Below are 11,845 nucleotides of genomic sequence, written 5' to 3'. Positions count from 1 at the left end.
CCATGCACCTGCTCAGGACCCAGCCCGGCGGTTTCGTGTCGGATGACAACATCGCCGATCTTGGGCAAACCCCCGCCGAGCTGGTGATCCTGTGCAGCGGCGACTCCAGCCTGGCGCTGCTCGCCGAAGCCGCGCAGCAGTTGCCCGAGGATTATCCGAGCCTGCGTCTGGCCAACCCGATGCAGGTGCAGAATCACGCTTCGGTCGATCTGTACGTCGATGAAGTACTGCGTCATGCCAAGGTGATCCTGATCTCGCTGCACGGTGGCATCGCCTATTGGCGTTATGGCGTCGAGCGGCTGATCGAGCTGGCCGAACGCGGCGTACAGGTGATTCTGGTGCCGGGCGATGATCGGCCAGACCCGGAACTCAGCGATTTGAGCACCGTGCCTGCCGAGGATCGCGACCGGCTCTGGCAGTTCTTGCGGCAGGGCGGTATGGGCAATGCGCTGGACTTCTTCCGCTGTCTGGCCAATCGCTGGCTGGCCCGCGATTACACCTGGGGCGAGCCGCAAGCCTTGCCGCGCACGGCGATTTACCATCCGCAAACAACCTCCGCCGCCCTGAGTGACTGGCAAGCCGAATGGCTGCCCGATCAACCGGTCGCGGCGGTGCTGTTTTACCGCTCGCACCTGCAAGCGGCGAACACCGCGTTTATCGATGTTTTCTGCCAGCGTTTGCAGGCCGCGGGGCTCAATCCGTTGCCGATCGCGGTAGCCAGTCTGAAAGAGCCCGGCTGCCTGTCGGTGGTCGAGGATTGGCTGGATGAAGTCGAGGCGGGGGTGATTCTCAACACCACCGGTTTCGCCCAGTCCAGCCCTGAAGCGCCTCACCTGCGGCCGTTTCGCCGCAATATCCCGGTGATTCAGGCGATCTGCGCCCAGGACAACGAACCCGGCTGGCGTGAAAGCGAGCAGGGCCTTGGGCCGCGGGATCTGGCGATGCACATTGCTTTGCCGGAGCTCGACGGGCGCATCATCAGCCGCCCGATCAGCTTCAAGGATCTGGCCTGGCGCAGTGAACGCAGTCAGTCCGATGTGGTTTGCTATCGGGCGCAACCGGGGCGCATGGACTTCGTCGCCGAACTGGCGCGGCGCTGGATCGATTTGGCGCGCCTTCCGAACGTCGAGAAACGCATTGCGCTGGTTCTCGCCAACTACCCGACCCGCGACGGACGCATCGGTAATGGCGTCGGCCTCGACACGCCGGCGGCGGCGCTGAACATCCTTCGCGTATTGCAGGCTGAGGGTTATCCGGTCACGGCAGAGTTGCCGGATACCGGCACCGAACTGATTCAGCAATTGCTCGGCGGCGTCAGCAATGATCTCGACACGATAGACCTGCGCCCATGCCAGCAAAGTCTGGCCATGGACGATTACCTGACGATGTTCAACGCACTGCCCGACGCCAACCGTGCGGCGGTGGTCGAGCGCTGGGGATCGCCGCAAAACGATCCGATGTGCCGCGACGGGCGAATGATGATCGCCGGCCTGCGCTTTGGCCTGACCTTTGTCGGTATTCAACCGGCGCGGGGTTATCAGGTGGATCCGAGCGCGGTCTATCACGACCCGGATCTGGTGCCGCCCCACGCTTATCTGGCGTTCTACTTCTGGCTGCGCAACACCTACGGCGCCCACGGTGTGATCCACGTCGGCAAGCACGGCAACCTCGAATGGCTGCCGGGAAAAGGCGTAGGGTTGTCGGAGAACTGCTGGCCGGATGCGTTGCTCGGGCCGCTGCCAAATATCTATCCGTTTATCGTCAACGATCCGGGCGAGGGCGCCCAGGCCAAACGGCGCACGCAAGCGGTGATCATCGACCACCTGATGCCGCCGCTGACCCGCGCCGAAACCTATGGGCCGCTGCGCAATCTGGAACTGCTGGCTGACGAGTATTACGAGGCGCAACTGCTCGATCCACGCCGCGCCCGCGAATTGCAACGGGACATTCTGCAACTGGTGCGTGACACGCAGATCGATCGTGAACTGCAGCTCGACGCGGCGCTGGACAGCGACGCCGATGCGGCGATCTGGCTGCCGCGCCTCGATACGTATTTGTGTGACCTGAAGGAGTCGCAGATTCGCGACGGCTTGCACATTTTTGGCGAATCGCCGACCGGGCGTTTGCGCATCGATACGTTGCTGGCGTTGCTGCGCATTCCCCGGGGTGATGGCAAAGGTGCGCAATCGAGTCTACTGCGAGCGTTGGCCAAGGCGTTTGAGTTGGGCTTTGATCCGCTGGATTGCGCACTGGCTGATCCGTGGCTTGGCCCGCGTCCTGTCGAACTGCAAGCGGTCAGCGAAGAAGTCTGGCGTACCGCTGGCGACACTCGTGAACGCCTGGAATTGTTCGCCGCTGAGCTGATCTCCCAGACACTGCACGAGCCCTGTAGGGGTGAGCCTGTTCGCGATAGCGTAGGGTCAGGTGACATTTCATTTACAGAAACACCGCCATCACGAGCAGGCTCACTCCTACAGGCGTCGGGTTGGGCTGAAGTCAGCGCCATCATCGAGAACCTGCACGAAGTCGTCGCTCCACGCCTCGACGCCTGTGGCCCGGCAGAAATGCGCGGTCTGCTCGATGCCCTCAGCGGCCGCTTCGTCCCCGCCGGCCCGAGCGGCGCGCCAAGTCGCGGTCGTCTCGACGTATTGCCCACCGGCCGCAACTTCTACTCGGTGGACGTGCGCAACTTGCCGACCACCACCGCGTGGCGCATCGGTTTCCAGTCGGCCACGCTGATCCTCGAACGGCATTTGCAGGATCACGGCGATCATTTGCGCCAGCTCGGTTTGTCAGTCTGGGGCACCGCGACCATGCGCACCGGTGGCGATGATATCGCCCAGGCCATGGCGCTGATGGGCGTGCGGCCGGTGTGGGCCACCGGCAGTCAGCGCGTCGATGATTTCGAGATTCTGCCACTGAGCCTGCTGGACCGACCGCGTGTCGATGTGACGTTGCGGGTTTCAGGGTTCTTCCGCGATGCGTTCGCCAATCTCATCCGTTTGTTCGATGCGGCCGTGCAAGCGGTGGCTGCGCTGGACGAGCCGGATGATCTCAACCCCTTGGCCGCCAAAGTGCGCGCAGAACGCCAAGCGCTGCTGCAATCGGGTCTGGATGAAGAGACCGCGCGGCGTCAGGCTGGGTGGCGAATCTTCGGCGCCAAACCGGGTGCCTACGGCGCGGGCGTGCAGGGCGCCATCGACGGTCGTTTGTGGCAGACCCGCGGAGATCTCGCCGAGGTTTACCTGAACTGGGGCGCGTACGCTTATGGCGGTTCTGATGAGGGCACCGCTGCTCGCGAACAGTTCGTCCAGCGCCTCAGCCAGGTACAAGCGATTCTGCAAAACCAGGACAACCGTGAGCACGATCTGCTCGATTCCAACGACTATTACCAGTTCCAGGGCGGCATGCTCGCCGCCGTCGAGACTTTGCGGGGCGAAGCGGCGGCCAGTTATCACGGTGATCACAGCCAGCCGGATTTACCCAAGATCCGCACTCTGAAAGAAGAGCTGAACCGGGTGATCCGCTCGCGGGCGGCGAATCCAAAGTGGATCGACGGGGTCAAGCGTCACGGCTATAAAGGCGTGTTCGAGATGGCGGCGACCGTTGATAACCTGTTCGCGTTCGATGCCACCACGCAGTTGATCGACGATCACCAGTACGCCCTGCTGGCCGATGCTTATCTGCTCGATCCGGCAACGCGCGATTTTGTTCGTGAGCATAATCCGCATGCACTGCGGGACATGACCGAGCGGATGCTGGAAGCTCAGCAGCGCGGGATGTGGCAGGAGCCGGGGGCTTATAAAGAGGCGCTGGAGAATTTGTTGCTGGATATAGAAGAAGATATGTAGCCCGTTCAAAAGCTACTCTCACCCCAGCCCTCTCCCCTTGGGCTAGGGTGAGGGCAACACCTGCAACACCAAAACTCTCAAGAACACCGACGACCACGAAAGAGAAAAAAATCAATGACCGACACCCCGCATTTCCCGCTCTCTGCCGTGGTCGGCGCCGACGATCTGAAACTCGCCCTGTGCCTCACCGCCATCGACCCGAAAATCGGCGGCGTACTCATCGAAGGCCCGCGCGGCATGGCTAAAACCACTCTGGCGCGAGGCCTGGCGGATCTGCTCGCCAGCGGCCAGTTCGTCACGCTACCGCTGGGCGCCACCGAAGAAAGGCTGGTCGGCACACTCGATCTCGACGCGGCGCTGAGCGACGGTCGCGCGCAGTTTTCCCCCGGTGTGCTGGCCAAGGCCGATGGCGGCGTGCTCTACGTCGATGAAGTCAACTTGTTGCCCGATCACTTGGTGGATCTGCTGCTCGATGTCGCTGCCAGCGGCACCAACCTGATCGAGCGCGACGGCATCTCCCATCGGCATTCGGCGAAGTTTGTCCTGATCGGCACCATGAACCCGGAAGAGGGAGAGTTGCGTCCGCAGTTGCTCGACCGCTTCGGTCTGAACGTCGCGCTCAGTGGCCACACCGCACCGAGCGAGCGTGGGCAGATAATCCGTCGTCGTCTCGACTTCGATAGCGACCCGCAAACGTTCTGTGCGCTTTGGGAAACCGAGCAGCAAACCCTTCGCGAACGTTGTGAAAATGCCCGAATTACCTTGGCCGGTATTCCTCTGGATGATGCGGCTCTGGCGCAAATCACCGAGCGTTGTTTTGCCGCTGGCGTCGATGGTTTGCGCGCGGATCTGGTGTGGTTGCGCGCTGCCCGCGCCCATGCTGCATGGCGCGGCGCCACGGCCATTGCCGAACAGGACATTGACGCGGTGGCGGAATTTGCCTTGCGCCATCGTCGTCGTGAACAAACCCGGTCGAGTCCTCAGCAACAACCCGCGCAATCCCCAGCCAACGCGCAGGCCAACCCGAACGAAGGGCAGGGTCAGTGGGGCGACATGCCGGCTACAGCGCTTGCCACCGGCAGCCGTCGTGAAGTGCCGAGCTGGCCAAAAAAGATTTAGGCATTCGCCCCCGGTCTGATGTGGGGGCGAATGCCAGACCCCGTGCCGGACAACTCGACAACGGACGCCAGGGCAAACGTCATGCAGCCCGCAGTGGCTCGGTGAACTGGCCGGGAACGCTGCTCAATGGCCGTCCGCAAAACCGTGAAGATCTGCTGTTTCAACTGCGCACGCGTTCGCCCCATGAGTTGTGGCTGGTGATCGTCGATGCCTCGGCCTCAACGCGCCGTCATAACGCACTGAGCGATGCCAAAGGCCTGCTTGCGCAACTGTTCGATGACGCCTATCGCCAGCGCGCGCGGTTGGCGTTGTTGACCGCCAGCGGTACGGCGCCGCAGTGGCAGGTGCAGGGTTTGAAGGCGTCCAGCGGTTTACGCATCTGGCTTGATGAATTGGGCGCGGGCGGTGGTACGCCGCTGCTGGCAGCGCTGAATCAGGCGCAGCAATGGTTGGGCGTGCGGCGCAAGCGCTTTCCCGCCGAGCAACAGCGGTTGCTGGTGGTGACGGATGGACGTTTGAAGGCGTGGTCGGGGTTGCCGGTGCTAGGGTGTCCGGGGCTGTTGATCGATATCGAGCGTGGGCCGATTCGGTTGGGCCGGGCGAAGGATCTGGCGGGGGCGCTAGACGCGGATTATCGACATATCGATGAGCTGGTTTCGGTCTGACATCTGTAGGCGCTGCCGAAGGGTTTGGCATGATTAGCCAATTTTGCTTCCTGCTCTATGCTGCACCCAGCCCCATCACAAGGAGTGATCGATGCGCGTGTTGGTCAAGAATGCTCAAGACGATTTCCGCGTCAAAGCCTACGCGGGCACCAATGGCGTGCTGTTGGCGATGGACCTCGCGGAGTCGCGTCGCAAAGGCTTGCTAGGGTTCGCCATCGAAAAGCAGCAGGGCGCCAAGCCGTGGCTGTTCCTCTTCAACAGCCTGACGTTCCCCGGCAAAGCCCACACTTTCCCGCAGTTTCACGCCACGCCCAGCGATAAAGCCCCGTTGCAAAAATTCCGCTGGGCCGATTACGCGGTTAATCCGGGGATGACGATTCACTATCGCGTTCACTTGGCTTATGGCACGCCCGATGCGCCGCAACTGGGCGAGTCGCTGGAGCTGACGATCAGTTCAGACGACGGTCGCCCGGCCAGCCAAAGCGTGATCTTCAACCGTGCGGTCGCGGCCAGCCAGGCGTTCCAGCGCAAATTTCCCGATCTTGATGCACAGATCAGCGCCAACAAAAACATGCCCATCGAAGCCTGGCCGGATGCGCCACGGCAATGGCTGGAAAACGGCTTGCTCGGGCGTTTGCTGGGTTTTATCGAGCGAGCCGTTGGTGCTGACTGGGCGCTGGACATTGCCATTTACGAATATCAGTTGCAGGCCATCGTCGATGCGGTGAATGCGGCGTTCGAGCGGGGTGTGCAGATTCGAGTGCTGTATCACGCCCGAGTCGACGACGAAGACACCACAATCAACGAGGCGAGTCTGGCGAAACTGCCGGCGACGAGCAAACGTGGGCGGGTGACGCACAACATCTTCCACAACAAATTCATCGTCCTCAGCCGACTCGATGCCGCGGGGCAGCGCCAACCGCAAGCCGTGTTGTGCGGCAGCACCAATTTCACCGCGAACGGCGTGTATCGGCAGGCCAATGTGGTGCATGTGCTTGATGGCGCACCCGTGAGTTCGAGCTATCTGCGGATTTTCGAACGGATCTGGGACGATCCCGATGATGTCGGTGCCACCCGTGACTGGATTACGGAACATAACCCGATGGACGCTGCGCAGCCGCTGTTTACCGGGTTCTCGCCACGTACCGGCGGCGGGGATCTACGCGAGTTCGTCGAGATCATCGAAGCGGCGAAGAAGGATGTCCTGTTCGTCACTGCGTTCGTCTTGCCTGACGCGATCCTCAATGCCTTGCTCGGCCAGCCACACGACGACATCCTGCGTTACGGCCTGCAAAACACCACCAGCCGAATCACCGGTTTTCACGCCGACCGCAGCGCCGAATTCGCCGCCACCGCATTGCTCAACACGGGGCTGGAAGGCTGGCTGCGCGAGAACATGAAGGGCCAGAAGGGTAATCTGCTGGTGCATACCAAAGCGGTGGTCGTCGACTTCACGACGGACACGCCGACTATTATCAGCGGCAGCCACAACTTCAGTGCCTCGGCCAGCAACGGCAATGACGAAAACTACCTGATCATTCGCGGCGACACCGATCTGGCGGATCGTTATGGCCTTGAGCTGCTGCGGTTTTACGAACATTACCGGTTTCGTTACTTCGCGAAGAAACTCGCGTTGAAGCAAGTGAAGCCGTTGGCGGTGAATGACCATTGGACCAACGATTATTACGTCGAAGGGGATTTGCGGCAGTTGTCACGCCTGCGGTTTGCCGGCCGCTGATCAAGCCACGACATCCCCTGTAGGAGCTGCCGAAGGCTCAGGCCGCGATCGGACGATCTTTTGACTTTGTTTTTTAGAATCAAGATCGAAGATCGCAGCCTGCGGCAACTCCCAGAGGGGGGGGCATGTGGTTGTTACAGATTTTGAAATGATTTCGAGTTGTGGGAAAAGTCTCTTCAGGCTGTACGCTGCAAGGCCTTTTTTCATTCAGGATCTACATGAACACCCTCTCGGAGCCTCCCAGTTATCCATTCCCCTTGCGCTATGGCGCGGTCTTGACGCACTCGCAGCATCCGGTTTTCCGTCACCCGACTATCGTTGATAACGCGGCCAATGAGCCTTCGCGTTGCGCTTTGCCGTGTCCGGCAACCTGAATTCACTGAAGAGAGATCGAGACGTTTTATGGAATGGTTAGCGGATCCCACGGCCTGGTTGGGCTTGTTGACATTGATCGTGCTGGAATTGGTGCTGGGTATCGACAACCTGGTGTTCATCGCAATCCTCGCGGACAAACTGCCGCCGCATCAGCGTGATCGCGCGCGCATCATCGGCCTGTCGCTGGCACTGATCATGCGCCTGGGCCTGTTGGCGAGTATTTCCTGGCTGGTCACTCTGACGCAGCCGTTGTTCGAGGTGTTCGACAAGAGCTTCTCCGGCCGTGACCTGATCATGCTGTTCGGCGGTGTGTTCTTGTTGTTCAAGGCCACCATGGAGTTGCATGAACGGCTGGAAGGCCATGTCGGCGAGCGCTCAAGTAACACCGCTTATGCGCTGTTCTGGCCGATCGTCGCGCAGATCGTCGTGCTCGACGCCGTGTTCTCGCTGGACGCAGTGATTACCGCTGTGGGCATGGTCGATGAACTGGCGGTGATGATGATCGCGGTGATCATTTCCATCGGCCTGATGATCGTTGCGAGCAAGCCGCTGACGCGCTTCGTCAACGCGCATCCGACCGTGATCATGCTGTGTCTGGGCTTTTTGATGATGATCGGTTTCGCCCTGACCGCCGAAGGCCTGGGCTTCCACATCCCGAAAGGCTATCTGTACGCGGCCATCGGTTTCTCTATTCTGATCGAGGTGTTCAACCAGATCGCCCGGGCGCGCCGCAAACGCTCCATGCAGGGCCTGCGCCCGATGCGCGAACGCACGGCGCACGCGGTGCTGCGCTTGCTTGGCGGACGCAAACTGGCGGTGGAGGAGGTCGGCGAAGAGATTTCCGACCTGCTGGACAACGGAGAAGCGCCAAGCGGGGAACTGTTCGACCGTCGTGAACGGGTGATGATCAGCGGCGTGCTGCAACTGGCCGAGCGGCCGATCCGCAGCCTGATGACCGTGCGCGCCGACGTCGACACTATCGATCTGGCCGACGATGCCGAGGCGATTCGCACGAAGTTGATGCACTCGTCCTACTCGCGCCTGCCGCTGATTCGCGAGGGTGTGGTGGATGAACCGCTGGGCTTCGTGCACAAGAAGGAATTGCTCAAGGAGTACCTGGCCGGCGCTGAGCCGAATCTGGAGCACTTGGCGCGCAAGACCATCAATCTGCTCGACAGCTACTCGATCCTCAACGCGCTGGAACAGATGCGTGCGGCGTCGACCCACATTGCCTTTGTAGTCAATGAATTCGGCGACTTTGTCGGCGTGTTGACCATGACCGACATTCTTGAATCGATTGCCGGCGAGTTGCCCGATGCCAGCGAAATCGAAGGCCCTGACGTGATCGAGGAGCAGGGCGGTTTTATGGTCAGTGGCGCATTGAACCTGGCGCGTGTTCGCCAGCGTACCGGTTTTGGCGCCGAGCCCACCGAGGATTATCAGACCGTGGCCGGTTTGGTCATGAGTCTGTTGGACCGGCTGCCGGTGATTGACGACCGACTGCAATATGAAGGCTGGCAGATGACCGTCAAAGCCGTTGAGGAGCGGCGGGTGACGCGGGTGTTGTTGGTGCGCGAACCTGCGTAAGTCAGCATTCTTGCGCTGACGGTGCCGGCCCCTTCGCGGGCAATCCCGCTCCCACAGTGTCCGCGTCGTACCCGAAATATGTGAACGACAATGACCCCTGTGGGCGCGGGCTTGCCCGCGAAAGCAATTTGGCAGACGCCGCGACGATTACGGGAATTGCACTGCCTCAAATCACCCGACGATGCGCACGCGTGATCGTGCATAGCCCGCTCAGCGTGCGGCGCAACCATGGCAGGTCATGTCGCTGCTTTGCCTGCACCAACGGTGCCCTGGTCCTGCCAATGTGCCGGGCGAAATCCGCCGCCAGCGTTTCTTCAGTGCCAATCCCCTTGAGCTTTTTCACCAGCCTGCCGTTCTTGTAGAACAGTACCGTCGGCGTGCCCGTGACCTGCGGATGGCGCGGCGACTCACTGGTGTTGAGCATGTAGATGTTCGCCCGGTGCCGATATGGCTCGGCAATCTGACGAAACACCGGTCCGGCCGATTCGCAAGCAGGGCAGTGTTCGTTGGCGAAATACAGGATTACCGGGCGCCAGGTATTCAGGGCTTTGCGGTAGGTGTCGGGCAGGTCTGGACGCTGCGTTGCAGGGCGCATATCAACCTCGTTGCATTGGTGATGTCGGCTGGGTTGACGGTAATACTCCGCAAAGCATTGATCTACTGTCAGAGCTGACAGGTGACAGTGCGAACCAGGTGTGCAGTATCAACAACGGTGCACCGAGATGTGGCCCCGCTACCCGCAATGTGTGGCCCGCGGTAGCGCACGGTGGAGGCACACCGCTCAACACCGTCGTCTGCGACTCGCTTATCTCTTTGATTCCCCGATCTTTTCAATCCGTTGCAGATTCCTCGCGTTTCCTGTGGCACACTTTCTGCTGTCTATTCCGTAGTAACAAACCGAGATCCGTTATAGCGGAATAAACATCATCCTGGAGTGCTTGCCATGCATCGCCGACCTTCTTTGTTCAAAGCGTGTGTTTTTGTTCTTGCGGCTTCGTCCGCTGCCATGGGTATGGCCCAGGCAGCCGACAGCAAGCTCGACAGTGTTCTGGCCCGTGGGAAACTGATTGTGGGCACCGGCAGCACCAATGCGCCGTGGCACTTTCAAGGCGCGGACGGCAAGTTGCAGGGGTTTGATATCGACATCGCCAGGATGGTGGCCAAAGGTCTGTTCAACGATCCGGGCAAAGTCGAGTTCGTCGTACAGTCGTCCGATGCACGGATTCCCAATCTGCTCACCGACAAAGTCGACATGAGCTGTCAGTTCATCACTGTGACCGCCAGCCGCGCCCAGCAAGTCGCGTTCACCCTGCCGTATTACCGCGAAGGCGTCGGCCTGTTGCTGCCGAACAACAGCAAGTACAAGGAAATCGAAGACCTGCAGGCTGCCGGTGACAGCGTCACCGTGGCCGTACTGCAAAACGTCTATGCCGAAGAGCTGGTGCATCAGGCGCTTCCAAAGGCCAAGGTCGATCAGTACGACAGCGTCGATCTGATGTATCAGGCGGTGAACTCCGGCCGCGCCGATGCAGCCGCCACCGACCAGTCCTCGGTCAAATACCTGATGGTGCAGAACCCTGGCCGCTACCGCAGCCCGGCATACGCCTGGAGCCCACAGACCTACGCCTGCGCGGTTAAACGCGGCGATCAGGACTGGTTGAACTTCGTCAACACCGCGCTGCATGAAGCCATGACCGGCGTTGAATTCCCGACTTACGCGGCGTCGTTCAAGCAATGGTTTGGTGTGGATCTGCCGTCCCCAGCCATCGGTTTCCCTGTCGAATTCAAATGATCCCGTGAGAGTGGGGCGCCGATAACGCGCCCCGCTCAAGGTACTGCTGACCATGAACTATCAGTTGAACTTTGCCGCCGTGTGGCGCGATTTCGACACCTTGCTGGCGGGGCTCGGTCTGGGCCTTGAACTGGCGCTGGTGTCGATCGCCATCGGTTGCGTGATCGGCCTGCTGATGGCGTTTGCCTTGCTGTCAAAGCATCGCGCCTTGCGGGTGCTGGCTTCGGTGTACGTCACGGTGGTCCGTAACACGCCGATTCTGGTGTTGATTCTGTTGATCTACTTTGCACTGCCGAGCCTGGGCATCCGGCTGGACAAGATCCCGTCGTTCATCATCACTCTGTCGCTGTATGCCGGGGCGTACCTGACCGAAGTGTTCCGAGGTGGTTTGCTCAGCATCCCCAAAGGCCTGCGCGAAGCCGGGCTGGCGATCGGCCTCGGCGAATGGCAGGTCAAGGCTTACGTCACCGTGCCGGTGATGCTGCGCAACGTCTTGCCGGCGCTGTCGAACAACTTCATTTCGCTGTTCAAGGACACCTCGCTGGCCGCTGCGATTGCGGTGCCGGAGCTGACCTATTACGCGCGCAAGATCAACGTCGAGAGCTACCGGGTGATCGAAACCTGGCTGGTGACCACGGCGTTGTATGTCGCGGCCTGTTACCTCATTGCCATGCTGCTGCGTTACCTCGAGCAGCGTCTGGCGATCCGCCGATAGGAG

General features: G+C 60.7%; 8 protein-coding genes. 7 read left to right on the top strand and 1 reads right to left on the bottom strand.

The window, feature by feature from the left end; translation table 11 throughout:
- The first annotated feature begins 2 nt into the window (after positions 1-2).
- From cobN to PSH79_RS15260, 5 genes are all read left to right on the top strand, one after another.
- Positions 3-3,851, top strand: a complete 3,849-nt coding sequence (gene cobN / locus PSH79_RS15280) for a cobaltochelatase subunit CobN (protein WP_305438159.1) — start codon at positions 3-5, stop codon at positions 3,849-3,851.
- A gap of 114 nt (positions 3,852-3,965) precedes the next feature.
- Positions 3,966-4,970, top strand: a complete 1,005-nt coding sequence (locus PSH79_RS15275; protein ID WP_305438157.1) for an ATP-binding protein — start codon at positions 3,966-3,968, stop codon at positions 4,968-4,970.
- 20 nt (positions 4,971-4,990) lie between these two features.
- Positions 4,991-5,635 carry a VWA domain-containing protein gene (locus PSH79_RS15270; protein ID WP_305438156.1) on the top strand — a complete coding sequence of 215 codons (645 nt, stop codon included), beginning with the start codon at positions 4,991-4,993 and terminating at the stop codon, positions 5,633-5,635.
- Positions 5,636-5,726: 91 nt separating this feature from the next.
- Entirely contained in the window at positions 5,727-7,373 is a 1,647-nt protein-coding gene (locus PSH79_RS15265; protein ID WP_305438155.1) for a phospholipase D-like domain-containing protein, read from the top strand.
- A gap of 402 nt (positions 7,374-7,775) precedes the next feature.
- Positions 7,776-9,335: a TerC family protein gene (locus tag PSH79_RS15260; protein WP_305438154.1), complete on the top strand. Its 1,560-nt coding sequence runs from the start codon at positions 7,776-7,778 to the stop codon at positions 9,333-9,335.
- 166 nt (positions 9,336-9,501) lie between these two features.
- Here the strand turns inward: PSH79_RS15260 and PSH79_RS15255 are convergent, their stop codons facing one another.
- Positions 9,502-9,930 (bottom strand): co-chaperone YbbN, encoded by a 429-nt coding sequence (locus PSH79_RS15255; protein ID WP_305438153.1) that lies wholly within the window; start codon positions 9,928-9,930, stop codon positions 9,502-9,504.
- Between the two features lie 348 nt (positions 9,931-10,278).
- On the opposite strand from PSH79_RS15255, the gene PSH79_RS15250 reads away from it, so the two are divergent.
- Positions 10,279-11,127, top strand: coding sequence for a transporter substrate-binding domain-containing protein (locus PSH79_RS15250; RefSeq protein ID WP_305438151.1), 849 nt, complete (start codon positions 10,279-10,281; stop codon positions 11,125-11,127).
- A gap of 52 nt (positions 11,128-11,179) precedes the next feature.
- Positions 11,180-11,842: an amino acid ABC transporter permease gene (locus PSH79_RS15245; protein ID WP_305438150.1), complete on the top strand. Its 663-nt coding sequence runs from the start codon at positions 11,180-11,182 to the stop codon at positions 11,840-11,842.
- Positions 11,843-11,845 lie beyond the last annotated feature (3 nt).

The organism is Pseudomonas sp. FP2196, from assembly GCF_030687715.1.
Classification (GTDB): Bacteria; Pseudomonadota; Gammaproteobacteria; order Pseudomonadales; family Pseudomonadaceae; genus Aquipseudomonas.
The sequence above is the reverse complement of the archived record's forward strand: the minus strand, read 5'-3'. Positions and strand labels throughout refer to the sequence as shown.

Bases quoted from the DNA above. Each gene is read 5' to 3' on its own strand.
- cobN (WP_305438159.1), top strand. From the start codon at position 3: ATGCACCTGCTCAGGACCCAGCCCGGCGGTTTCGTGTCGGATGACAAC.
- PSH79_RS15265 (WP_305438155.1), top strand. From the start codon at position 5,727: ATGCGCGTGTTGGTCAAGAATGCTCAAGACGATTTCCGCGTCAAAGCC.
- PSH79_RS15250 (WP_305438151.1), top strand. From the start codon at position 10,279: ATGCATCGCCGACCTTCTTTGTTCAAAGCGTGTGTTTTTGTTCTTGCG.
- PSH79_RS15255 (WP_305438153.1), bottom strand. From the start codon at position 9,930: ATGCGCCCTGCAACGCAGCGTCCAGACCTGCCCGACACCTACCGCAAA.
- PSH79_RS15245 (WP_305438150.1), top strand. From the start codon at position 11,180: ATGAACTATCAGTTGAACTTTGCCGCCGTGTGGCGCGATTTCGACACC.
- PSH79_RS15260 (WP_305438154.1), top strand. From the start codon at position 7,776: ATGGAATGGTTAGCGGATCCCACGGCCTGGTTGGGCTTGTTGACATTG.
- PSH79_RS15275 (WP_305438157.1), top strand. From the start codon at position 3,966: ATGACCGACACCCCGCATTTCCCGCTCTCTGCCGTGGTCGGCGCCGAC.